Annotated in this window: 23 protein-coding genes and 1 pseudogene; 16 read left to right on the top strand and 8 right to left on the bottom strand. The window is 72.0% G+C overall.

All coding sequences use genetic code 11. From position 1 onward, the window contains the following. Nucleotides 1-47: 47 nt before the first annotated feature. Nucleotides 48-599, top strand: a complete 552-nt coding sequence (locus ACYVAG_RS11060) for a DedA family protein (protein ID WP_460769662.1) — start codon at nucleotides 48-50, stop codon at nucleotides 597-599. Here the strand turns inward: ACYVAG_RS11060 and ACYVAG_RS11055 are convergent. From ACYVAG_RS11055 to hemG, 3 genes are all read right to left on the bottom strand, one after another. After that, nucleotides 552-3,341 (bottom strand): helix-turn-helix transcriptional regulator, encoded by a 2,790-nt coding sequence (locus tag ACYVAG_RS11055; RefSeq protein WP_460769660.1) that lies wholly within the window; start codon nucleotides 3,339-3,341, stop codon nucleotides 552-554. The two genes, ACYVAG_RS11060 and ACYVAG_RS11055, sit on opposite strands and share 48 nt — an antisense overlap. Next, on the bottom strand, nucleotides 3,338-3,550 hold the full coding sequence (locus tag ACYVAG_RS11050; protein WP_460769658.1) for a hypothetical protein: 213 nt from the start codon (nucleotides 3,548-3,550) through the stop codon (nucleotides 3,338-3,340). Before ACYVAG_RS11050 ends, ACYVAG_RS11055 begins: the two co-directional genes overlap by 4 nt. A 209-nt stretch (nucleotides 3,551-3,759) precedes the next feature. Further along, nucleotides 3,760-5,142, bottom strand: coding sequence for a protoporphyrinogen oxidase (gene hemG, locus ACYVAG_RS11045; protein ID WP_460769656.1), 1,383 nt, complete (start codon nucleotides 5,140-5,142; stop codon nucleotides 3,760-3,762). A gap of 101 nt (nucleotides 5,143-5,243) precedes the next feature. Between hemG and ACYVAG_RS11040 the strand changes: the two genes are divergently transcribed. After that, on the top strand, nucleotides 5,244-5,465 hold the full coding sequence (locus tag ACYVAG_RS11040) for a hypothetical protein (RefSeq protein WP_460769655.1): 222 nt from the start codon (nucleotides 5,244-5,246) through the stop codon (nucleotides 5,463-5,465). 149 nt (nucleotides 5,466-5,614) lie between these two features. Here ACYVAG_RS11040 and ACYVAG_RS11035 read toward each other — a convergent pair whose 3' ends face one another. Further along, nucleotides 5,615-6,220: a CueP family metal-binding protein gene (locus tag ACYVAG_RS11035; protein ID WP_460769653.1), complete on the bottom strand. Its 606-nt coding sequence runs from the start codon at nucleotides 6,218-6,220 to the stop codon at nucleotides 5,615-5,617. A 257-nt stretch (nucleotides 6,221-6,477) separates the two neighbouring features. Here ACYVAG_RS11035 and ACYVAG_RS11030 point away from each other — a divergent pair, with 257 nt between their 5' ends. From ACYVAG_RS11030 to ACYVAG_RS10985, 10 genes are all read left to right on the top strand, one after another. Beyond that, entirely contained in the window at nucleotides 6,478-7,182 is a 705-nt protein-coding gene (locus ACYVAG_RS11030; RefSeq protein WP_460769652.1) for an SAF domain-containing protein, read from the top strand. Next, nucleotides 7,182-7,937: a hypothetical protein gene (locus ACYVAG_RS11025; RefSeq protein ID WP_460769650.1), complete on the top strand. Its 756-nt coding sequence runs from the start codon at nucleotides 7,182-7,184 to the stop codon at nucleotides 7,935-7,937. The genes ACYVAG_RS11030 and ACYVAG_RS11025 overlap by 1 nt, the downstream gene beginning before the upstream one ends. Then, a complete protein-coding gene (locus tag ACYVAG_RS11020; protein ID WP_460769649.1) occupies nucleotides 7,934-9,385 on the top strand; it encodes a CpaF family protein in 1,452 nt (483 codons plus the stop codon). Before ACYVAG_RS11025 ends, ACYVAG_RS11020 begins: the two co-directional genes overlap by 4 nt. Then, entirely contained in the window at nucleotides 9,382-10,275 is an 894-nt protein-coding gene (locus tag ACYVAG_RS11015; protein WP_460769647.1) for a type II secretion system F family protein, read from the top strand. The genes ACYVAG_RS11020 and ACYVAG_RS11015 overlap by 4 nt, the downstream gene beginning before the upstream one ends. After that, a complete protein-coding gene (locus tag ACYVAG_RS11010; protein WP_460769645.1) occupies nucleotides 10,268-11,200 on the top strand; it encodes a type II secretion system F family protein in 933 nt (310 codons plus the stop codon). The genes ACYVAG_RS11015 and ACYVAG_RS11010 overlap by 8 nt, the downstream gene beginning before the upstream one ends. A gap of 118 nt (nucleotides 11,201-11,318) precedes the next feature. Next, a complete protein-coding gene (locus ACYVAG_RS11005; protein WP_460770031.1) occupies nucleotides 11,319-11,498 on the top strand; it encodes a hypothetical protein in 180 nt (59 codons plus the stop codon). Further along, a complete protein-coding gene (locus tag ACYVAG_RS11000) occupies nucleotides 11,495-11,863 on the top strand; it encodes a TadE family protein (protein WP_460769644.1) in 369 nt (122 codons plus the stop codon). The genes ACYVAG_RS11005 and ACYVAG_RS11000 overlap by 4 nt, the downstream gene beginning before the upstream one ends. Next, the gene (locus ACYVAG_RS10995; protein WP_460769642.1) at nucleotides 11,860-12,282 is read left to right on the top strand and encodes a TadE/TadG family type IV pilus assembly protein; all 423 of its coding nucleotides are present in this window, start codon (nucleotides 11,860-11,862) and stop codon (nucleotides 12,280-12,282) included. The genes ACYVAG_RS11000 and ACYVAG_RS10995 overlap by 4 nt, the downstream gene beginning before the upstream one ends. Then, a complete protein-coding gene (locus tag ACYVAG_RS10990; protein WP_460769640.1) occupies nucleotides 12,279-14,915 on the top strand; it encodes a LysM peptidoglycan-binding domain-containing protein in 2,637 nt (878 codons plus the stop codon). The genes ACYVAG_RS10995 and ACYVAG_RS10990 overlap by 4 nt, the downstream gene beginning before the upstream one ends. Before the next feature lie 59 nt (nucleotides 14,916-14,974). Next, nucleotides 14,975-16,108 carry a M48 family metallopeptidase gene (locus ACYVAG_RS10985; protein WP_460769638.1) on the top strand — a complete coding sequence of 378 codons (1,134 nt, stop codon included), beginning with the start codon at nucleotides 14,975-14,977 and terminating at the stop codon, nucleotides 16,106-16,108. 287 nt (nucleotides 16,109-16,395) lie between these two features. Here ACYVAG_RS10985 and ACYVAG_RS10980 read toward each other — a convergent pair whose 3' ends face one another. Together ACYVAG_RS10980 and ACYVAG_RS10975 are read right to left on the bottom strand one after the other, a co-directional pair. Next, nucleotides 16,396-16,482: a ribbon-helix-helix protein, CopG family gene (locus tag ACYVAG_RS10980; RefSeq protein ID WP_460770030.1), complete on the bottom strand. Its 87-nt coding sequence runs from the start codon at nucleotides 16,480-16,482 to the stop codon at nucleotides 16,396-16,398. A gap of 42 nt (nucleotides 16,483-16,524) precedes the next feature. Beyond that, nucleotides 16,525-17,391, bottom strand: a complete 867-nt coding sequence (locus ACYVAG_RS10975; RefSeq protein ID WP_460769636.1) for a hypothetical protein — start codon at nucleotides 17,389-17,391, stop codon at nucleotides 16,525-16,527. A 75-nt stretch (nucleotides 17,392-17,466) separates the two neighbouring features. Between ACYVAG_RS10975 and ACYVAG_RS10970 the strand changes: the two genes are divergently transcribed. After that, nucleotides 17,467-17,607, top strand: coding sequence for a hypothetical protein (locus ACYVAG_RS10970; protein ID WP_460769635.1), 141 nt, complete (start codon nucleotides 17,467-17,469; stop codon nucleotides 17,605-17,607). 2 nt (nucleotides 17,608-17,609) lie between these two features. Continuing rightward, nucleotides 17,610-18,059, top strand: a complete 450-nt coding sequence (locus ACYVAG_RS10965; protein ID WP_460769633.1) for a hypothetical protein — start codon at nucleotides 17,610-17,612, stop codon at nucleotides 18,057-18,059. A gap of 78 nt (nucleotides 18,060-18,137) precedes the next feature. Here the strand turns inward: ACYVAG_RS10965 and ACYVAG_RS10960 are convergent, their stop codons facing one another. After that, on the bottom strand, nucleotides 18,138-18,776 hold the full coding sequence (locus tag ACYVAG_RS10960; RefSeq protein WP_460769631.1) for a winged helix-turn-helix transcriptional regulator: 639 nt from the start codon (nucleotides 18,774-18,776) through the stop codon (nucleotides 18,138-18,140). A 71-nt stretch (nucleotides 18,777-18,847) separates the two neighbouring features. Between ACYVAG_RS10960 and ACYVAG_RS10955 the strand changes: the two genes are divergently transcribed. Together ACYVAG_RS10955 and ACYVAG_RS10950 are read left to right on the top strand one after the other, a co-directional pair. Next, complete coding sequence (locus tag ACYVAG_RS10955; RefSeq protein ID WP_012832542.1) at nucleotides 18,848-19,255, top strand: DUF1761 domain-containing protein; 408 nt, start codon at nucleotides 18,848-18,850, stop codon at nucleotides 19,253-19,255. Between the two features lie 75 nt (nucleotides 19,256-19,330). Beyond that, nucleotides 19,331-20,338: pseudogene (locus ACYVAG_RS10950) on the top strand (IS481 family transposase); the annotation flags it as partial. Between the two features lie 88 nt (nucleotides 20,339-20,426). Here the strand turns inward: ACYVAG_RS10950 and ACYVAG_RS10945 are convergent. Further along, nucleotides 20,427-21,698: an IS110 family RNA-guided transposase gene (locus ACYVAG_RS10945; RefSeq protein ID WP_460769628.1), complete on the bottom strand. Its 1,272-nt coding sequence runs from the start codon at nucleotides 21,696-21,698 to the stop codon at nucleotides 20,427-20,429. Nucleotides 21,699-21,999: the final 301 nt, after the last annotated feature.

The following is a 21,999-nucleotide window of genomic DNA, read 5'->3' as shown; positions in this document are numbered from 1 at the left end:
CCTTTCCCGGCGTGGCAGGATGGAACGACACACACGACGGGAGGGCGATGAGCCTCGATGCGCTGCGGGAGCTGCCCATCGGCTGGGCCGTCCTCGCGCTCTTCTGCATCGTGATGGTGCGCGCCAACCTCACCTACTGGGTCGGCCGCGGAGCGGCCGCCGGCGGCCGCGCGACCCGGCTCAAACGGTTCATGCAGGGCCCCACCATGGCCCGCGCCGAGGCCTTCTCCGCGCGGTGGGGCGCGTACGCCGTCCCGCTCAGCTTCCTGACGATCGGCATCCAGACCGCCATCAACCTCAGTGCCGGCGCCACCCGCATGCCCCTGAAGCGCTATCTGCCCGCCGTCACCCTCGGCTGCGTGATGTGGGCCGTCATCTACGCCACCATCGGCCTCGCCGCGTTCGAGGCCGCCATGCTCGCGGCCGCGCGATCGCCGTGGGCCCTGCTGGCGTTGGGGATCGCCGCGCTCGCCGTGGTCGTGCTCGTCGTCGCACGGCGGCGTACGCGGGCCCGCGAAGCGGGATCAGATCAGCCCGCGCCTCCGCGCCAATCAGATCAGCCCGCGCCTCCGCGCGATGGTCGCGGCCTGGGTGCGTGACGACGCCCCCAGCTTCGCGAGGATGTTCGACACGTGCACGCTGGCGGTCTTGGTCGAGATCACCAGCCTCCCGGCGATCTCACCGTTCGACAGCCCCTCGGTCACCAGCCCGATCACCTCACGCTCGCGCGGCGTGAGCACCGTCGCCGCCGATGTCGGGGCGATGCCGGCGCGGGTCGCCACCGCGTCGTACGCGCCCACCAGCGGGCGGTGCGCGATCCGCACCGCCTCGGCGCGGCCCGCCGTCCAGACCGACCGCGCCTCCGCCCGGTCGCCCGCCGCCAGCGTCCGCGCCAGCTGCAGGCGCGCGTACGCCGACACCGACGCCCCCAGCGACTCCGCCATCGGGTGGTCGACCACCGCACGCCAGCCGGCGGCGGTGTCGTCGGCCTCGGCGTCGAACAGGGCGTGCCAGACGGGCGCGGCCCGCATCACGTCGAGCCGGCCTGGGTCCTTCATCCCGGCCCGCACGTCAAGCCCCCGCTCGCGCAGGGAGCGGGCCCCGGCGGCGTGGACCAGCCAGGCCGCGGTGCCGCGGCCGGCGCCCCCGAGCCGGGCGACCAGGTCGACCTGCCGGTCCACGGTGTCGTGGTCGCCCCGCTCGATCGCCAGAAGGGCTTCGGCCTGGGCGTGGTCGACCGCATACTGCGGATAGAACAACACCTGGTCGCGCCGGCGCTCGCGGAAGGCCAGCAGCGCCCGCTCCGCCCCGTCGAGGTCGCCGTCGGCCAGCCGCAGGGACGAGTCAAGCGTGTCGAGCTGGAGCAGATATTTCTCCGGCGGCCTGAGGGCGAGGGCACGGGTGACGAGGGCGTGCGCCGCCGCCGTGTCGCCCAGCGTGAGCAGGGGCAGGGCCGCGTTGCCGGCGAGCATGGCGCCGACCGACCGCTCGAGCCCGAGGTCGGCGGCCTTCTGCATGCCGGTCAGCGCGACGTCGGCCGCGCGGCGGAAGTGGCCGGCGACATAGAGCCCGTCCGACATGTTCACGTCATACCAGCGCCAGCTGCTCGGCCGTTCGAACTCGAGGGAGCGGGCCAGGTCGGCCTCGAAGGCTTCCTCCTCGCCCAGGTGGTTGGCGACACAGCCGCGCACGTTGAGCAGGCGTGCCATCGCCGCGTTGCGCTCGAGCGAGGGGCCGACGTCGTCGGCCAGCGCGAGGGCGTCGTCGATCTGGGCACGCGCGGCGTCCAGGTCACAGCGCAGCATGAGATAGCCGGCGAGCTCGGCGGACGCGGTCAGCCGCAGCTGGGGCGTGCCGTCGGCGGCGGCCAGCACCTCCGTGTAGGCCTCGGCCGCGCGCGCATCCATCAGGTTCGCCAGCCCGCGGCCCCGGATCAGCGTTGTCGCGGCCCGCTCGCCGGGGTCGACGTCGGCGGGCATGGCGGCCAGCGCCGCGTCGGCATATTTCAGCGAGCGCGGGGCAAGCCCGGCGGTGATGGCGGCGCGGGCCGTCTCGTCGAGCACGCGGTGGCGCGGGCCCGCGTACGCCGCGGCGTCTGGCACGCGGTCCCAGATGTCGAGCACGCGCTCGAACAGGGCCAGGGATTCCAGCACAGGAAGGGATTCGTCGCGGGCGAGGTCGATGGCGGCGCGCAGCGCCCGGTCCAGCCTGCCGCCCGCGAACAGGTGGTGGACGAGTTCGCCGCGGCTGCCCAACGAGGGGTCGGCCTCCAGCGCGTCGGCGAACCGGTCGTGCAGACGCGTGTGCTCGCCGGGCAGCACGTCGTCGTGGATGGCCTCGCGCAGAAGCGCGTGGTGGAAGCAATAGCCGGTCTCGTCCGGGTTGAGGATGTGGGCGTCGAGCGCTGCCCGCAGGTCGGCGTCCAGGGTCGTGTCCGGGAGGCCGGCCACAGTGGCGAGCAGCGCGTGCGAGACGCGGTTTCCGGCCGCCGATGCCAACCGGAGCAGCGATTGCGTCGACTCCGGGAGCGTGGTGACGCGCACCAGCAGCGCTTCGCGGAGCGACCAGGTCATGTCGCACCCCTCGCTCGCACAGCGGGAGAGTTCCTCCAGGAAATAAGGGATTCCCTCGCCGCGCTCGATGATGGTGTCGACGCGCGCGGGGTCGGGATCGCCGCCCAGCAGAGCATCGATCAGGTCCCGCGAGTCGGCGTCGTCAAGGGGTTCAAGCTCGACGCGCTCGGTGTGGGGCGTCCGAAGGATGTCGGACAGCCACGGGCGCAGCGGATGGCGGCGGGTCACCTCGTCGGTTCGGAACGTGGCGACGACCATGATCGGCACCCCGGTCACGGCGACGCGGAGGAACCTGAGCAGCTCGCGCGTGGTCGCGTCCGACCAGTGCAGGTCCTCGATCACGACGAGCAGGGGACGCCGCCGCGCTGCGCCCTCGAGCACGCGCGCGAACGCCTCGAACATCCGCAGGCGCTCCTGCCCGTCACGGGTGGGCTCGCCGAGCTCGGGGACGAGCCCGCCGAGCGCCGCGCGGCCGGCGCCGGCCCACTCGAGCACGGCCTCGCGTCCGCAGGCGTCGATCAGGTGGCGCAGCACCTGCGTGGCCGGCACCAGGGGGAGCCCCTCGTCGGCCATCGGCACGCACTGCCCGATGACGACCAGCCCGTCGTCGCCGACGGCCGCGACGAGGGCGTTCACCAGCGTCGTCTTGCCCATGCCGGCGTCGCCGCCGATGAACCACCACGGCGTGGTCGCCGCGTCACCCCACGCGGTGCGGAGCCGCTCGAGCTCGGGCGCGCGCCCGATCATCGGCGGACGGGATCTGCTCACGCTGGATATCGTGCCACGCGCGCGCGGCGGTGCCTCGGGCGCACAGGACGCGTACGCCGCGGCGTGGCCGGTGCCCGCAGGCCCAGCAGGCGGCGCCACCAGGAGCGCGGCCCCAGCACGGAGTCGGCGAGGCGTTCGTTGGCGGCCTCGGCGTGGAGGTGCGCTATGCGGTCACGGGCCACCAGGAGGAGTGTTGTCATGTCGCTCATGGATCCCACGGTGCGCGTAAGGCGCGGGGCCCACCATGGGCCGTTCGCCGTATCTCCGCGGGAGGGCCGCCGTCTGAGGTACCTCAGGGCTCCCGCCGGGAACCGGTTCCGGACATGAGGGGAGCCGGGCACCGCCACTCGGGGGATATGGCGTGCCCGGCTCCGCGAAACAGTCTAGAGCAAAGGTCGACGCCATGAAAACCGTTCGGTCAGACGAGTTTTGCCGCAGATTTCACCACGGAGGGCAATCCGAGGCCGTCGAATGCGCAGCCGACGAGGTCGACGGGCAGGTCGGCGAGGCGCGCGCGTACCTTCTCCAGGCGCTCGGCGTGCCCCACTTCGAGTTGGGGGTACGCGTTGTCCCACCGCGTCACGAGCGCGTCTGCGGGGCGTGTGTCGAGGCCGACGAGGTCGGCATACTCGCGGTGGATGCGGCGGATGACCTCGGCGTCCTCGAGCAGCGCGAGCGCGCCGGAGCCGACGCGACCCGCAGACGCGCGGACGAGGTAGAAGTCGTCGTGCTGCAGGTGGGTCCACTTGCGCGACAGGTGGGTCGCGGCCTTCAGCAGGCGGCCCGACCCGCTCGGGAGCAGGACGCCGTTGGCCTCGGCCAACGCGGGCACCTTGGCGGCGGCAGCCCTCGGATAGGCCAGCACCACCGTCGCGACGTCGGCCACGCGCCCCGCAGCGAGCTCGTCGGCGACGCCGGGCGCGTGGGCGTCCAAGAGCAGTCCCGCGACCGAGGCAGGCACGGCGAGCACGACGCGGTCGGCCGCGTACGCGGTGTCGCCCGCGACGACCCGCCAGCCCGCGCCCTCGCGCTCGAGCGCGGTCACGGGGGAGTCGGTGTGGACGGTCAGGCCCGCGGCCGCGGCGTCGGTGAGCGTACGCAGCCCCGTGGCGAACGACGCGAACATCGGCATCGCGGGACCGGGGGGAGCGGGCGGGCGCTTCCGCAGCACGATCGACTCGCCGCCCTCGGCGGCCGGCAGCAGCTGGGCCGCGGTCGAGCGCAGGGACAGGCGGTCGACGTCGCCGGCGTGGAGGTTGCCGAGCAGGGGGTCGACGAAGATCTCGGTGACGGCGCGGCCGAAGCGGCGCGTGGTGAAGTCGCCGACGGACATGTCGCCGGACATCTTGCGGCGGGCCATCACGGGCTCCAGGCCGGCGCGGGCGAGCTGGGCGACGGTGAGGATGCCGGACCTGAGCACGGGTGCGATCTGGGTCGGCCCGGTGGGGCCGACGCCGGCGGGCAGGGGGGTCAGTCCCCTGCGCGTGAGGAGCCAGGAGCTGCCGGCGTTGGCGCCCATGACGTCGTCGAGCAGGCCGAGGTCGTCGACGAGTGCCTTGAGCGGGGGCGCCCCGAGGTGCATGGCCTCGGCGCCCACGTCGACGGGAAGCCCGTGCCAGTCGACGGTGCGGACCTGGCCGCCGACGAGGCCGGACGCCTCGAGCACGGTGACGTCGTGCCCTGCCGCGGCGAGGCGGCGGGCCGCGGCGAGCCCGGCGAGGCCGGCGCCCACGACCACGACGCGCAGCGGTGCGGTTCCCGCGGGAACTGGACTGGTCGTCTCGACCGGCTGGGAGGTCACAGGGTGACGATACTCCTGGGTCACGGGATCAACGGGCCGGTCCAGGCCCCCGCAGAGTAGGCTCGATGCGTCGTACGCCGTGCCCGACGCAGGAGGTTGTCATGAACGCCACCCGGTTCACCGCAGGCGCCGCCGTTTTCGCGGCCGCGAGCCTCGCGCTGGCGGGGTTCTTGACCGGATTCGGCGCCGAGCAGCCGACCGGGGACCGCCTCGCCCGGGCCGGCTCGCCGGTGAGCCCGGCGATGATCGCGCTGGTCGTGGCCCTGGTGCTCGGCGGCATCGTGTTCCTCATCGTGGGCGCGAAGCGCCGCAAGGGCCAGTAGCTCACGCCTTCTTTCGCCCAACTTGTGCACACCGCTGCACGAGTTGGGTCGACACGCCGGGCGAATTACGCAACTCACGCACACGCGACAGGTCGCTGGGTGAGCCCGCGGGGCGACCACCCCCCCGACTCCGGGGCGACCTGTCCGCGTCACGCCACCTTCAGCGTCGTCACGCAGGTCGCGCCGCCCTCCAAGCTGTCGAACGACGTCTCGCCCGTCATCCCCTCCGCGGTCACCTTCACCGTGCCCCGCGTGTGCTTCGGGATCCAGAATCCGACGAACCCGTTCGCGTACGTCGTCGCGTCCGTGTCGACCAGCGTCTTCCCGTCGCTCGAGGTGACGGTCACGTGGACCTGCTTGCGCGCGAGTTCGCCCCGGCACGTGCCGACGTTGTGGAAGTGGCACTCGTGGGTGAACGTCTTCCAGGGCGCGATCGACAGATAGAACTTGTCGGTCGTCAGCGGCAGGCGGGCCTCGCCGGCCCCGTCGTTGAGGATCACCTCGGCCGAGCGCACCGACGCCTTCATCGGCAGCGGCCTCGGCCGCGGGTCCTGGTCGAGCGCCTCGACGACCTGCTCGGGCGTCTTGCCGGCCAGGTTGTGCTTGGCGAGCATCGCCGCCGCGTCGACGGCGGCCGGCTTGGAGGCGGCGGCCGGGGGAGCGGCCGGCGCCGCGGAGGGGGCCGACGAGCAGCCGGCCAGCAGGGTCGGGAGCACCACGGCCGCGAGGGTGAGGCTCAGGATTCGCTGGGTCATGGGACAACTCTGCTCTTGCGAGACCGGCGTACGCAACCTCCAGGAGCCGGAAGTGACCAAGAACACGGAGTTTCGGGACATAATGACCACCTACCCGTGGTCACATCCTGTTCATCGACTGTTCACGCCCGACACGCCGATGGTGGGCTTGCTGCGCCCCTAGGTTGTCCAACGCGGGTGATTCACACGGCCCGCAGGTCCGGCGCACCCCCGTGCCGCGGCCTCGCCCCCGCTGACCCCCCGGCTCGAGGACGACAATGACGACCGTCGATTCGGCGCGCTCCGAGCACGCCCAGGACGCCACCACCGGCTTCACCGCCGTGCGTCCCACCGCGCGACCGCGCCGGCAACCCCGCTGGATCGCCGCCGGCGTCCTCGCGGTCTGCCTCGGCGGCCTCGGATCCGCGCTGTTGTACGCAGAAGCCAGCGGCACCCGCGAGGTCCTGCAGGTCACGCGACCGCTCCATCGCGGCGAGGTCGTCACGGCCGGCCACCTGCGCCCCGTCCGCGTCGGCAGCCTCCCCGGCATCTCGACCGTCGACGTCGACCGCACCGCCGAACTCGTCGGACGCCGCGCCCTCATCGATCTGGGCGGGGGCGCCCTCCTGCCCGACAACTCCATCGGCGACAGCGCGCTCGAGAAGGGGTTCACCCAGGTCGGCCTCAAACTCGCCCCCGGTCGGCTCCCCGTGGGCGACCTGCCGCCGGGGGCGGCGGTGCAACTGATCCCCGTGGACGACCCGCGTACGCCCGCCAACCAGGGGGGCCAGACCCCGCCGAGCCAGACCTCCCAGAACAACCAGGCCCAGCTCATCTCCGCCGTGGTCCTCACCGCCCCCCGAGTCGGCCCCGACGGCGTCGCCACCCTGCTCGACGTCCGCGTGCCCCAAGACCGCGCCCGCGCCGTCGCCGAGCTCGCCGCCGTCGATCGGCTCGTGCTGGTCAAGGAGGCGCAGGGCTGATGATGCTGGTGCTGACGTCCGCGGCGGGCTCGCCCGGCGTCACGACCGCCGCGCTCGCCCTCACGCTGGCGTGGGGCCGCGACGTGCTCCTCGTCGACGCCGACCGCCAGCCCGCCCAGGCCATCCAGGCCGGCTGGCTCGGCGGTGCCGACCTCGCCGGGCGCGGACTGTCCGGCCTCGCCCGCGTCCATCGCGAGCGCCGCTTCATGGGCGACGAACTCACCCTCCATTGCGTGGCCCTCACCGAGTCCGGCCCGGGCCGCCTGTTCCTGCCGGGCTTCAACCACCCCGGCGCGCCCGCCCTGTTCCAGCCGCTGTGGCCCGACCTCGTCGAGGCGCTCGGTCGTGTCGAGGGCGCCGGTCTCGACGTGATCGTCGATGCCGGGCGCGTGTCCGAGGGTCTCCCGTCACCGCTCGTCGCGGCGGCCCACACCACCCTGCTGGTCACCCGCACCGACCTCCGCGCCCTCGCTGCCGCGCGCCTCCACCTCGGTCAGCTGGTCCAGCGCCGCACCCAGCTCCACCCCTCCGGCCGCGTGGGGCTGCTCCTGATCGGCGAGGGCCAGCCCTACACCGGCAAGGAGATCGAGGCCCAGTTCGGCGTACCCGTCCTCGGCGTCATCGCCGACGACCCCGCCGCCGCGCGCGTCCATTCCCACGGGGCGACGCGGCCGTCGCGGTTCGACCACCGCGCGTACGCCCGGTCCTTCCGTGCCCTCGCGTCCACCCTGGCCGTCGCCGAGGCCGCGCGATGACCGCCGAACGCGCCGGACTGCGGTCCGTCGCGCTGTTCCAGACGCCCGTCGCCAGCGACCCGGTCGGTCCCATGTTGGTCACCGGCGTGCCGACCACCTTCACCCGGGAGGAGATGCGCCAGCGCGACGAGCGCCCTTCCCGTCCCCGCCCGACCGCCATCGACTGGGCCACGGTCACCGTCCTGCGCCGCGAGGCCGGCACGCGCATCGCCGAGCGCACGTCGGCCGACCTGCCCGTCGCCGATCGCCGCATGCTCGCCGGATCGGTGATCCGCCAGGTCGTCCGCGCCCACGCCGAGCGCCTCAGCGACGAGGGTCGCGAGCTGTGGCCGATCGACCTCGAGGAGGCGTACGCCCAGTCGGTCGAGAGCGCGATCTTCGGCTACGGCCGACTCCAACCGCTGTTCGAGCTCGCCGACGCCGAGAACATCGAGATCCACGGCCACGATTCCGTGATGGTGCAGCGATCGGACGGCACGCGCTACGCCCACCCGCCCGTCGCCGACAGCGACGACGAGCTCGTCGAAGCCATCCGCTTCCTCGGCGAGAGCGCGAACCCGCCGCGTCCGTTCGACGACGCCCACCCGTCGATGACGCTCGCGCTCGGTGACCGCTTTCGCCTGCATGCCATCGGGTTCGGGCTGTCGTGGCGGCCGTCGGTCACCATCCGCCAGCACACGCTGGTCGACGTCACGCTGCCCGATCTCGTCGCCGGCGGCATGTTGCCCGAGGCCCTCGCGCGTTTCCTCCACGCCGCCGTGCAGGCGCGGCGCTCCATCGTCATCTCGGGCGACCAGGGTGCCGGCAAGACGACGCTGCTGCGGGCGCTGATCGCGGCGATCCCTGCCACGGAACGGTTCGGGACGATCGAGACCGACTACGAGCTGCTCACCCACCTGCAGCCCCATCGCCGCAACATCCTTGCCCTGCAGGCGCGGATCGGCCTCGGCGAGCGCCAGGACGGCCGCGCCCTCGGCGAGCACACGGTCGCCGACCTCATCCCCGAGGCCCTGCGCCAGAACCTTGCCCGGATCATCGTCGGCGAGGTCCGCGGCAACGAGGCTGCGGCCATGTTCGAGGCCATGGCCGCCGGCGCAGGAACCCTCAGCACCACCCACTCCCACTCGGCGTCCGCCACCATGGACCGCCTCGCCGCCCGCGTCGCGCGCGGCGGCGGCATGGGCATGGACGAGGCCTACCGCCAGATCGCCCACAACGTGTCGCTCCTGGTCCACTGCCAGTTGGTCGACGACACCTGGCGGGGCGGCGTACGCCGGCGCCACGTCGCGGAGGTGCGCGAGCTCACCGGCGCGATCGAGGGCGGCCGACCGACCACCCACCTCACCTACCGCGCCGAGCCCAGCGCGTCCGAGCCGGCCGGGTTCTTCCCCGCGGCCGCGGCGATCCACGAGCTGCGCCAGTACGCCGACTCCTGGCGGACGCCGTGACCACCGTGTGGGCGGCGGCCTGCGGAATCCTCGTGTGCGCAGGGATCGTGGCCTGCGTACGCGGGTTCCTGGGTGCTGTCGAAGAGCCGCGCCGTCCCGGGCGGGGGTGGGCCGGCCTCACCCGCCGACCGGCGGGCGTGGCCGGGCGTCGGAGGGACCGGCGCCTGGCGCTCGGCCTCGCCGTCGGGGTCCTGCTGTGGGCTCTGTCAGGCTGGGCCGTGGCGGCGATCATCGTCCCCCTGCTCGTCGTGGGGATCCCTTATCTGCTGGGCAATCCCGAGAACCGCGAGGTCGAACTGCTCGCGGCGCTGGACCGGTGGGTGCGGTCGCTCGCGGCCATGCTGCCGACCGGCCGCTCCGTGGCCGACGCGGTGCGGGCGTCGGTACGCACGGCCCCGCCCCTGCTCGCCGCGCCGCTCTCGCTCGCCGTCTCGCGCCTCGACGACCGCTGGTCGACGCGGGACGCTCTGTCGGCGATGGCCGACGAACTCGACAGCGCGGACGCCGACGCGGTCCTCGCGGCCCTGATGCTGGCCGCCCACCGCGGTGGCACCGGCGCGACCGCCTCGCTGGACGCCCTGTCCGCCTCGATCGCCGACCGGCTGCGGGCCCTGCGTGACATCGAGGCGGAGCGCGCCAAGCCCCGCGTCGTCGTCCGCCAGGTCACCCTCGTCAGCGGGGTGATGCTCGCCGCCTGCCTGCTGATGGGCCGCGACTTCTTCGCTCCGTACGCAACCCCGCTCGGCCAGGTCGTCCTCGCCGGGCTCGCGGTCGCGTACGTCGGCGCGCTCGCGATGATGCGCCACATCACCGCGCCGCCGAAGCGCGAGCGGATCCTGCAGGGTGTGGTCGACGAACGACCCGCGGGGGAGGTGGTGGCCCGTGCCTGACCTCACCTGGCTGATCCCCGACTGGCTCGTCGGCGGGCTGCCGGGGCGTACGCTGACCGGGCTCGCCATGGCGATCGGCATGCTCGCCGGCTTCGGCCTCGTGGCGATCGCGCTCGGCCTCCGTCGCACCCACCCCCGCCTCGCCGATGCCCTCGCCGCCCTCGACCCCGATCCGCTGCCGGCCGGTGGTCTCGACCTCACCGCCCGCACCACCAGCGAGCGCCTCGGCCTGTGGGCGTATCGCCACTCGCCGGTGCCGCTCCTGCCGGGTCAGGTGCAACTGCTCGAACTGCAGCGCAAGCCGATCGCCGAGTTCTATGCGGACAAGCTCGTCCTGACGCTGCTCGGAGCCGCCCTCCCGGCCGTCGCCGGCGCCCTTTTCGCCTCGCTCCTGCCCGGCCCGGTGCCGTTCGTCGCGGCGCTCGCCGGTGCCGTCGGTGGCTGGTTCCTGCCCGACCTCCTGCTGCGGCGCGAGGCCGGGCGCGTCCGCAGCGACGCCCACGAGGCCCTGTTCACGTTCTTCGACCTCATCATCCTCGAGCGACTCGCCAACCGCTCGGCCACCCAGTCGCTCGAGGCCGCGTCGCGGGTCTCCGCAAGCCCCTTGTTCTGCAGCATTCGCGGCGCCCTCGACCGCGCGCGCCTGGAGCAGCGACCCCCGTACGCCGAGCTCCGCCGCCTCGCCGACCGCCTGCGGCTCCCGGAGCTCGCCGACATCGCCGACGTGATGCAGCTCGACGAGTCGGGCGCGGCGGTGTCGGACACCCTGCGCGCCCGCGTACGCGAGCTCCGCGACGCCCACCTCACCGACCAGCGCACGCGCGCCCACGAGGTGTCGGAGCGCATGACGCTCTGGATGGCCCTGCCCGCGATGGTGTTCGGCCTGGTGTTCCTGATTCCGCCGCTGATGCGGCTGCTGGCCTGAGAGCGAGGACACCAGCCATGCGGAATTGCCCTGTGGATAACCAGTTCAGCCCCTCCCAGAACCGCAAGGATTGATCGTGAAGCACCACCCCGATGTATGCACCCCGAAGGAGAACCTCATGACCGCTCGACTCCACTCCCTGGTCGGCCTCGTCCTGGCCGTCGTGATGCCGCGCCGCGACGAGCGCGGACTCAGCCAGAGCACCGAGAACGCCATCTTGCTGGCCGGCGCAGTCGCGATCGCGATGGCCGTGATCGCCGCCATCAAGATCTACGTCGAGGGCAAGCTGCCGCGATGACCCGGTCGCGCAACGAGCGGGGCGCCAGCGAATCGGTCCAGTGGGCGCTGCTCGCCCCGGTGATGCTCGCGGTCCTGTTCGGTGCGATCCAGGTCGGGCTGATGTGGCACGGGCGCAACGTGGCCGTGAACGCCGCGGCGGCCGCCGTCGAGGCCGAGTCGGCGTACGGGTCGCGGCCCGGCGACGCCCAGCGGGCCGCGGCGACCATCGCCCACGCGGGCGGGCTCCTCGACCACCGTGTCGAGGTGTCCGGTGACGCGACCGCGGTGCGCGCCCGGGTGGTCGGACGCATCCCCGTGCTCGTCGACCTCGGCCTGGGCCAGGTCGACGAGATCGCTTCGGCGCCGAGGGAGAGACTGCGATGAGGCGTGACGAACGCGGCGCGGCCAGCGTCGAGGCGCTGGTGCTCGTGCCGGTGCTGCTGCTGGTCGTCGCCTGCCTGGTGGCGGGGGCGCGCGTGTGGTTCGCGCGCTCGGTCGTCGCCGACGCCGCCCACGCGGGTGCGCGGGCGGCGACGCTGGAGCGATCGGCTCCGGCCGCTGGTGTCCGCGCGCGGGCGGTGGTCGCGGAATCCCTGCGTACGCAGGGGATGCGCTGCGCCGACCAGCACGTGCAGGTCGATGTCGGCGGGTTCGCGGCCGCCGTGGGCCAGCCGGCGCGCGTCCGCGTCGACGTCTCCTGCCGCGTGCCGCTCGGTGACCTCGTCGGCCTCGCGGTGCCCGGCAAGATCGACGCCCGCGGCAGCGGCGTGTCGGCGCTCGACAGCTTCCGGGAGCGCCGGTGAGGTTCGCGCGCGGGTTCGCCGCGCTCGTCTTCCTCGTCGGCGTCGTCGGTGGAACGCCGTTCGCGCTCTTCCATGTCGGGCGTCTCCCCGACCTGTCCGGCGGCCTCGCCGAAGCCCTGCTGCGGCCCGACAACGGGTCGCTGCTCCTCGGCCTGATGACCCTCGTCGGCTGGGCCGCGTGGGCCGCGTTCGCCCTGTCGGTCGCGGTGGAGGCGTACGCGGCGGTCCGCGGGCGACGGGGCCGCGTACGCCTGCCGGGGCTCGGATTGCCGCAGTCTCTGGCATCGGGGCTCGTGCTGACCGTGGTGGCGATGGTGGCGGCGCCCACCGTCAGTCCGGCGCCCGCGCGGGCCCAGGAACTGACGCTGACCCAGACCGAGACGACCGACGAGTCCGCCCGGCCCGCCGCGCCGATCCGGTCCCGACCGGCCGACGTCACCCACGTGGTGCGGACCGGCGACGACCTGTGGTCGATCGCGGAGCGCCACTACGGCGATGGTTCCCAGTGGTCGCGCATTCACGCGGCCAACGCCGACCTCATCGACAATCCCCACCAGATCGAGGCGGGCTGGCGGCTGCGCATCCCCGGCGCGGCCCCCACCCCCCAGTCCGTGCCCCAATCCCAGCCCCAGTCCGAGCCGGCGTCCGCCCGTCCCGCCCACCTGTCCATCGCCGCTGGGGAGGCCGACGCGGTCGACCCGGCCCGCGAGGCGGATCGACCGGTCGACCCCGCCGAGACCGCCGCGGAGCCGACCGCTCGGCCCGTCCAGCCGGAGGCGTCCGCGCCTGCCCCCGCTGCTGTCGCGTCCGACGCCACCCTCGGCTCCCTCGGCCTGCTCGCCGGAGGACTCCTCTCTGCCACCATCGCCGCCTCGCTCAGCCACCGCCGCGCCGCCCAACAGGCGTCGCGTCCGCTCGGGCGTCGCTTTCCGACCCCGGAGCCGGCCGCCTCCGAGCTCGCGGCTGCGGCCGCGTACGCCGCCGACGGTGCCGGGGCCCGGGCCCTCGGCCCCGCGCTCCGTGCGATCGCGGGGGCCGTCAACGGCCCACTGCCGGCCCTCGTCGCCGCGAGCCTCGGCCCCGACCATCTGTCCCTCGAGTTCGACCGTCCCCTCCCCACACCCCCCGGATTCACCGCCCGCGGCCACGCCCTCGAACTCGCCGGTCCCACCCTCCACTCGCTTCTCGCCGCCCCGCCCGCGCCCCTCGCGAACCCCTGGGGCGCCGTCGTCACTGCCGGCGTCGACGCCGACGGAACCATGGCCCTGCTCGACCTCGAGCGCACCCCGCTGCTCTCGCTCCAGGGCGACCGCGAGACCATCGCCGGCCTCCTCAACGCGCTGGTCGTCGAGCTCACCTCCGGCGCGTGGGCCGACGGCGTACGCGTCACCCTCGTCGGCGGCGACGGCGAGTTCGCCGAGGCGCTCGACGCGCCGTCGCTCGTGCACTGCCTCGACGCCGAGGCCGGCCTGCGCATGGTCGAGGGCGCGTACGCCGACCGTCCCGCCCGCCTCACCGGCCACGAGCGCGACCATCGCCGCGACCCCGCCCAGGTGGAGGCGTGGGGGCCGCAGGTGCTGGTCCTCGACGCCCCCGTGAACACCGCCGAGGCCCAGCGCGTGCTGGCGCTGGTCGAGCGCGGCCTCACTGTCGTCACGACCAATGCGGTCGGCGAGGTCTGGCAGGTCCGCCCCGGACCCGAGGCGTCGATCCTCCCCGACGGACGCAGCGTCGTTGCCCAGAGCGTCCCCGCCCCCACCCGCGACGCCCTCGTCGCGGCCCTGCGCGCCACGCGCGCCACCCACACCGAGCCGGCCCCCTGGTGGACCGGCAATCCCCGCATCACGCCGCTCGCCCGCGCGGCCGACCGCAAGGAGTCCGCGACCGTGGACGATCTCCATCCCACCGTCCTCCTGCTGGGCCCGACCGACCTCGTCGGTGCCCGCGGCGAGCGGCCCAGCCGGGCGGTGCGCCAGTGCATCGAATATGCCGCCTGGCTGCTCGAACACCCCGGCGCGACCTCGCCCCAGATGGCCGCCGCGCTGTTCGTCGCCGAGGGCACCCGCCGCTCCAACATGTCGCGCCTCCGTACGTGGCTCGGTGTCGACGATGACGGCCAGCCCTACCTCCCCGACGCCTATTCCGGCCGCATCTCCCTCCACCCCGCCGTCACCTCCGACTGGGACCGCCTGCGGGTCAGCGTCATCGGCGGGGTGGGGCGTACACCGGAGGCCGGCCTCGTCGCCGCCCTCGACCTCGTACGCGGCGCCCCGCTCGCCGACGCCGCGCCCGGCCAGTGGCACTGGGCCGAGGAGCTGCGGCTCGACATCGCCGGCTGCGTGCGCGACATCGGCGTACGCCTGGCCGGCCTCGCCCTCGACCGCGGCGACCTCGACCTGGCCCGGTGGGCCACCGCCCGGGCGCTGACCGCGGCGCCGGAGGACGAGTTGCTGCTCTGCGCGCGCGTCCGCACCGAGGCGCTGGCCGGCAACCCCAGCGAGGTACGCCGGCTCGCGATGCGCCTCGCGGCCCACGCCCGGCGGCTCGACGTGGAGCTCTCCGACGAGACCGTGGTCCTGCTCCAGGAGGCGCTCGAGGGCCGCGTACGCGCCCGCAGCGTGGTGGGTGCCTGATCAGTTGACCATGCGCGACCTATGGTGATGAGAGTTCTCTCATCTCCAAGGAGTGCCTTATGACAGAAACCACCACCACGGACACCCGAGACAAGGAACTGCGGCGCGGCCAGATCGAGTTGCGCAAGAGCGGCATCCGCCACCCCGGCGAGATCCCCTGGCTGATCGTCGGCGGCGTCCTGTGCCTGCTCTCGTATGCCTCGATGATCGGCATCCTCGTCGCCGCCTCCCTCAGCGCCGACCAGGGCCTCAGCAACAACGAGATGATCATCCAGGGCATTGTCGTCCTGATGGTGTCGCCGCTGCTGATCCTGTTCGCCCGCGGCCTGCTGTACGCCCAGCTCCGCGTCAACGCCGTCCGCATGTCGCCGACCCAGTTCCCCGAGGGCTATCGCATGGTCGTCGAGGCCGCGCGGGCCGCCGGGCTCCCGCGCGTGCCGGACGCGTACGTGAAGTCGGGGTCCGGCGTGATCAACGCCTTCGCGTCGGGCCACGGGTTCCGGCGCTTCGTCGTCGTCCACAGCGACCTGTTCGAGGTCGGCGGCGCGGCGCGCGACCCCGACGCGCTGCGGTTCGTCATCGGCCACGAGGTCGGCCACCTCGCGGCGGGCCACGTCTCCTATTGGCGGCTCGTGACCATGCAGGTGCTGCGGCAGATCCCGATCCTCGGGCTGTTCCTGTCGCGGGCGCAGGAATACACGGCCGACAACTACGGCTACCGGTTCTGCCCCCAGGGCTCGGGCGGGGCGATCCAGGTGTTGTCGGGCGGCAAATACCTGAACAAGAACGTCGACCTCCATGAGTTCGCCGACCGCGCCCACTTCGAGAAGGGGCTGTTCGTCTGGTGTGCGAACCTCGCGTCGACCCACCCCGTGCTGACCTGGCGCGCCCACGCGCTGCGCGACCGGTCGCGGCCCGGCCACCTGTTCACGTCGCCGAGCTTCCAGCCGTACGGGGCTGCGGCGCTGCCTGCCGGCGGCGAGCCCACGAAGCGCTATCCCCACCCGGACGAGGCCCTCGCCTATCTCGACACCTTCCCGCCGCAGGGCCCGCCCCAGTTCGGGGCGAACTTCCCGGTTCCCCTGCCGGGGCAGGAGATCGCGGCCCCGCCGTCGGCGTACGGGCAGCGGACGCTGCAGACGGGATGGAACGGACAGAACCAACCCCAGCTCGACATGAACCGCCGTGAGTGAGGGTTGAGGACCCAACCCGTGTGACCAGGAACGCTGAACCATGAGCCCCGGCGAGAGTCCGCTGGCCCGTGTCACGAAACGTCCACTCGACGGCGCAGAACCACTCAGAGGGCCTCGCTGAGGGATCGAGTGGACGATTCGTGACACTCGTGCCGGGTGTCGAAGCCAGTGGGAGCTCTCGATGTGGCCAGTCGTCCTCTTTCGGCGGCTCGATCCACTGTGACCAGTCCGCCGCCTGAACCGCGTCGTCGCCCGTGACGCCACGCTTGAGCGCGCTCGCGTGAACTTCATGCAGCGAGGCTGGCGAGCGCTCGGCGGATCGCCTCCGAACGCGAGACGTGGTCGCGCTCGGCCACTGCGTCGAGGGCCGCGATCTCGTAAGACGGAATGAGGGGGATCGGGATAGAGCCGACGACTCAGGCCGTTTCCGACACCGTCGCCCCGAACGCCGCGTCCGCGATCTCCTGCGTCGCCTCCGAGATCAGGCTCGGCGCCACCCGCGCGTGGCGGACCCGGTGGGCGTACGTCGCCCCCACCCACACCAGGCAGTCGGGCGCCACCCGCTTCACCATCGTCGTCACGTCGGTCGTCGCCGCCGCGGCCCCCGGCGTACGCGCGGCCAGGACCGCCGCCACCGCGTCGCTGTCGACCACGGCCCTCTCCCAGCGCTGCACCGACACGTTCGCGCCGAGGTAGTCCACGTTCAGGCCGCGCTCGCGCAGCACCAGCGCCGTCGCGAGCAGGGGGATCTCGTGGAGTTCGCCCGGCGCGAGGCCGATCACGACCGTCGGCGCGCCCGCCGGCGCGTCGGGCATCTCGCGATAGCGCGCGTACAGGGCCGCCAGCACGCCCGACGACGCGAAGTCCTCCTGGGCCGGCGTCAGGTCGCCGCGCACCCAGGCCTCGCCGACGCGCCGGAGCTCCGGCATCAGCCACTCGTCGACCTGCGTCGCCAGCGTGCCAGCAGGAGGCCGCGTGTTCAGCACGGTGTCGAGGTGGGCGACGTCCATCGACTTCGCGGACCGCACGAGGTCGCTGGTGAAGTGGGGCAGCACGTTGGTCGGATCGGCGAACGTCATCGCGCGGGCCTGTTCGGCCGCCTCGGCCTCCGGCACGCCGCGCGCGATCAGCTCGCTGAGCTTCAGCAGGCGGGCGACGTCGGTGTCGGACATCGTCATGCCGAACCCGCCGCGGTTCTCGGTGACCTGGTGGCGATGGTTCCACCGCACGAGCTGCAGCGCGGGGACTCCCGCCATGGCCGCGGCCTGCCTGATGGATGGCACCTGATCTCCTCGTTCGCCTCCCCCGAACGGAGGACGCCGAATCGTAACACCGAGTGACCTGCCACACTGTGCGCCATGAACGAGCCCGTACGCCCCGCCCGCGACGTCAATCCCGACGCCGGCAACCACCGGGTCACCACCGACCCCGCGGCCATTGCGGCGTGCGAGGCGGCGACGGCGACGCCTTCAGCGCCAGCGACTCCGGTTGGATGGTGACGGTGGCGGCGGCTGACGCCGAGCATGCGCAGGCCCAGCTGGCGTGGCTGTCGAACGTGCTCACCGCCCGCGGCATGCCGCGCATCCTCACCGAGGACCACCTCTTTGTCCTCGCCGACGCGCTCGAGGCCGAGCGTCCGGGCGATGAGGTCCCGGCGGTGCTGCGACAGGCCGGCGCGATGCTGCGTACGCGGCGGACCGAACAGATCGACGAGGAGACGTACGCAGCCCTGGTCGCCGGCTTCGAGTCCGCGGTGGCGGGCGACCCGACGGCGGTGGCGAACTGCGGCCCGCTGATCGTGTCGGCGGTGTGCGACGAGGACGACATCGCGACCTCGGTGGGCGCGCTGGCGGACTGGCTGGGGGACCCGGAGCGGTTCTCGAAGACGTGGGTCGCGGCGGTGGAGGAGACGCTGGAGGGGGCGTACGCGGCGAAGGGGCAAACTTGCTAGGTGTTGCTGGCCATGAGGTTGTTGACGGCGTCGCACCGACTACGGATCCCTCCGATCCGCTGCCTTGGAGGTGGCGTCTTAGGCGAACGCTTGCCGAAGGGGGGCCGCGTCTCCGCGGAGTTCTCCTGCATAGAGCGCTTGGTCGATGGTGAGAGCGCCGGCGACGAAGCCGACAACGGTATCGGCCTCGGCCGCTAGGACGGTGTTCGGTCGATTTTTGTCACCGATCCGCGCGCTCGGACCACCCTCGTCGATGCGGAGAACGATGAGCAGACCCTCGACCTCAAAGCCGATCTCGACGGGCGGCGCTGCCGTCCTCCCGTGGAGAATGGCGGGCAGGGCGAGCGTCAGCCACCGGGGCCGGAACTCGTCATCACCGCGCCCGGCGGCCAGCAGAGGCACGCCCCACCGGCCCAGGGCCTCCATCGGCTCCTTGAGCTCCGTGCCCCATCGTGTCAGTCCGTAGACGACGCCTGTGTCTCCCAGCGCTCGCTCCACAACGCCGGTCTCCTCCATCGTCCGCAACCGCTCGGCGAGGAGGTTGCTCGCCACGCCCGGCAGGGATGCTTTGAGCTCGCCGTATCGCAGGGGTCCGGGCAGCAGCTCGCGCACGATCAGGAGGTTCCAGCGGTCTCCGACGACGTCGAGCGCGCGCGCCAGCCCGCAGAACTGACCGTAGGATCGACGTGATGATGAACGATTGACATTTTCAACCATGCTTGATGGTATCAATGTACCGTCGTCGTTGCCAGGGCAGTCCGTGCTCCGGCCGTCAAGGAGGTATGAGCATGGAGATCAGCTGGATTGGTGTGCTCCTCGCGTTCGTCGCGGGGATGGTCGTCGCGATGGCCTGGTACTCAAAGGGAGCCATCGCGGACGCCTGGGAAGGACTCACGGGCATCACACCGGAGAAGAACAGACCCGTCCGAACACGGAACCTCGTCCTGCTCGCCGTGTCCAACGCGGCGACCACTTTCGGACTGGCGTTCGCCGTCGGGCTCACGTCGGCGGCCACCGGCAACGACTCCGTGTGGCTGGCGGTGGTGGTTGGGTTCGTCGCCTGGCTGACGCTGTCCGCATCGACTCTTCTCCAGCACAACTCGTTCGAGCAGAAGCCTCTGAAGCTGACGATCATCAACACCGGCTATCAGCTCGCGCTATTCCTGGCGATCACGCTTGTGCTGGGTCTGTTCTAGGCAGGTCGATCCATGACGGGACCATCACGTCCTTGCGCTAGGCGGCAGAGTATGACCTCGAGCATAAGCTCGTCGATGGGCACGCGCAGCCACAAGAATGCGCCACTCACGCCCGAGGGTCGCCGACGTCTCGTGGAGCGATGCCGCACCCGGCCGATCGCGCACGTGGCGGCCGAGATGGGCATCTCGCGGGCGACCGCATCGAAGTGGGTGAACCGCTACCGGAAGTTCGGCGAACTCGGGCTGTTTGATCGCTCGTCTGCTCCGGTCCGACAGTCAACCGCGACACCCGGCCAGACGGTGGCGAGGATCGAGCAGCTACGGCGCGAGAAGAAATGGTCGGCGTCCCGCATCGCATTCGAGCTTCACGCGGACGGCACCACCGTCAGTCGGCGCACGATCACCCGCCACCTGGCTCAGCTCGGCTTGAACCGCCGTCGGTTCATCGACCCCAACGGCGAGAACAACCGAGAGATCAAGACCATCACCGCCAAGCATCCCGGGCACATGGTGCACCTGGACGTGAAGAAGGTCGGGCGCATCCCCGACGGCGGCGGCTGGCGAGTGCACGGGAAGAACAGCCCCGAGGCCAGGGCCGCCGCCCGCGCGAAGTCCCGCGGCGCGCGAGCGGGATACGCATACCTACACTCTGCGATCGACGGACACACGCGCCTGGCGTACACCGAATCGCTCGAGAACGAGCAGGCCACCACCGCGGTCGCGTTCCTGAACCGCGCCCGGGAATGGTTCGCCAAGCATGGCATCGTGAAGATCGAGCGGATCATCACCGACAACGGTGCCTGCTATCGCTCCAATGCCTTCGCCGCCGCCCCGAACGGTGCCGAGCACCAGCGGACCCGGCCTTACACGCCCAAGCACAACGGAAAAGTCGAACGCTACAACCGCATCCTCGCCGAAGAGTTCCTCTACGTCAGAACCTGGACCTCAGAACACCAGCGCGAAAAAGCGCTCGAGACCTGGAACCTGCACTACAACTACCACCGGCCCCACGGCGCGCACGGCGGCAAGCCGCCCGCTTCCGGGACGCCATCACGCGTCAACAACGTCCTGGCCTCATACAGCTGGGAGCCCCGTGGATACCGCCGCGGGGTCTGCACACGGGCATCAAATGGTTTTCGCCCGAGTCTGGGACTGATGCTCCTATCTGGTGTCAAGCTGCTGTGAGCCATTCTCGGTAGCGGTGGGCGAGGTCGTCGCTGCGTCTCTTGCCGAGTTCGATCTCGGAGATTCGTGCGGGCCAGGTGCCGCAGGCTTCGGCGGCGTTGGTGAGGGTGATGTTCTTGGCTTGGCGGGCGGGTCGTAGGTCGGTGTAGTTCGGGATCTCGCAGTGGCCGGTCAGGGCGCGGTAGACCTCTCGGGCGAGTGCTCGTTTGAGGGAACGGTAGACGGCTGCGAGGGTCCAGCCGGCGTCGAGGTGCTTGTCGCGGTAGTCGCGGGTGCGTTGGTCATGGCTCATGCGGACCTTGATGGCTTGGTGGAGGGCCCAGTTGGCCTGCCGATCGCCGCCGCGGGAGAGGCGGTGGCGTTGGGTCTTGCCGGATGAGACGGGGATGGGGCTGGTTCCGCAGAGCGCGGCGAAGGAAGCGGGGCTGCGCAGCCGGTCGGGGTTGTCTCCGGCAGTGATGAGCAGGACTGCTGCCAGGGCTGGGCCGATGCCATGGATGGCGCGCAGCCCGGGATTCCTTGCCGTGGTGTGGGTGTCGAGTTGCGCGTCGAGGTCGTCGAGTTCGGCGCGCAGGAACTGGTGGCGTCGGGCCAGGCTGCGCAGGGCTCGCAAGGTGGTGGCGTCGGCCAGGTCGTTGATCTGGTCCGGGCGAGTGGCGGCAAGCAGGTCAACGAGCTTGTCACGGCCCAGATCACGGTACTTGTCACGCAGCCGGGGGCTGGCGTTGATCAAGATGGAGCCGATCTGGCGCCAGCAGGCCTGGAGGGATTTGTTGGCGCTTCGGCGGGTCACCACCAGAGCGCGCAGAGATTCGATCGTGTCGCGCTTGGGGTGGGTGGTGGCCTCGCCGGAGATCACGGAGCGGGCGGCGCGGTAGGCGTCGAGACGGTCGGTCTTGCCTTGTTTGCGGCGCTCCGCGGGCCGGGTGCGGTTGACCTCGACCACCTGGATGCCGTTGCGGCGCAAGGCCGCGGTGATCCCGACGCCGTAGCTGGAGGTGCCCTCGATGCCGACCGCGGCGACAGGTCCGTGCTTGGCTAGCCAGGCCACGGCTTTGCGGTAGCCGACGGTGGTGGTGGCGAACTCGTGATCGGTGACCTCCAAACCAGTAGCAGTGATCACCGCGATGTGGATGGTGTCCTTGCGGGAGTCGATCCCGGCGACGCGGTCGCCGGGGTTTGTCATGATGGTCATGGCCTGTTCCTGATCGTCGGGATGGGTCAGGTGGCGGCCGCTTCGGTCAGACAGGACATACACCGGACTCGCGATCAGGCTCGTATTAGGTCATGGCCGGGCGGTCGTCACCCAGGCCTTGGAGAGCCGGACTGATCAGATTGTCGGTAGCCCAGCAGGACACCAGTCAGAGGCAGGGTCACGACTCCCCAAGACGCTTTCCATCATGTATGTCCGATTAGCGGTGTAAGTGGCGGCTTCTACTGGGTGGTGCTGGCCGCGGGCATGCGGTCAGCGAAGGTGGTGGCGAACGCGTTCAACGCTGGCTTCCAGCGCATGCCCCACCTAGTTTGGCCGGTGCCCTTGGGGTCCAACGATCTCACGA

The organism is Mariniluteicoccus flavus (genome assembly GCF_054776655.1).
Note: the sequence above shows the minus strand (reverse complement) of the source record. Positions and strands in the feature narration are given on the sequence as shown.

Bases quoted from the DNA above. Each gene is read 5' to 3' on its own strand.
- ACYVAG_RS10960 (WP_460769631.1), bottom strand. From the start codon at position 18,776: ATGGTTGAAAATGTCAATCGTTCATCATCACGTCGATCCTACGGTCAG.
- ACYVAG_RS11000 (WP_460769644.1), top strand. From the start codon at position 11,495: ATGACCCGGTCGCGCAACGAGCGGGGCGCCAGCGAATCGGTCCAGTGG.
- ACYVAG_RS10970 (WP_460769635.1), top strand. From the start codon at position 17,467: ATGAACGAGCCCGTACGCCCCGCCCGCGACGTCAATCCCGACGCCGGC.
- ACYVAG_RS11050 (WP_460769658.1), bottom strand. From the start codon at position 3,550: ATGAGCGACATGACAACACTCCTCCTGGTGGCCCGTGACCGCATAGCG.
- ACYVAG_RS11005 (WP_460770031.1), top strand. From the start codon at position 11,319: ATGACCGCTCGACTCCACTCCCTGGTCGGCCTCGTCCTGGCCGTCGTG.
- ACYVAG_RS11060 (WP_460769662.1), top strand. From the start codon at position 48: ATGAGCCTCGATGCGCTGCGGGAGCTGCCCATCGGCTGGGCCGTCCTC.
- ACYVAG_RS11025 (WP_460769650.1), top strand. From the start codon at position 7,182: ATGATGCTGGTGCTGACGTCCGCGGCGGGCTCGCCCGGCGTCACGACC.
- ACYVAG_RS10955 (WP_012832542.1), top strand. From the start codon at position 18,848: ATGGAGATCAGCTGGATTGGTGTGCTCCTCGCGTTCGTCGCGGGGATG.
- ACYVAG_RS11035 (WP_460769653.1), bottom strand. From the start codon at position 6,220: ATGACCCAGCGAATCCTGAGCCTCACCCTCGCGGCCGTGGTGCTCCCG.
- ACYVAG_RS11040 (WP_460769655.1), top strand. From the start codon at position 5,244: ATGAACGCCACCCGGTTCACCGCAGGCGCCGCCGTTTTCGCGGCCGCG.
- ACYVAG_RS11030 (WP_460769652.1), top strand. From the start codon at position 6,478: ATGACGACCGTCGATTCGGCGCGCTCCGAGCACGCCCAGGACGCCACC.
- ACYVAG_RS10995 (WP_460769642.1), top strand. From the start codon at position 11,860: ATGAGGCGTGACGAACGCGGCGCGGCCAGCGTCGAGGCGCTGGTGCTC.
- ACYVAG_RS10985 (WP_460769638.1), top strand. From the start codon at position 14,975: ATGACAGAAACCACCACCACGGACACCCGAGACAAGGAACTGCGGCGC.
- ACYVAG_RS11020 (WP_460769649.1), top strand. From the start codon at position 7,934: ATGACCGCCGAACGCGCCGGACTGCGGTCCGTCGCGCTGTTCCAGACG.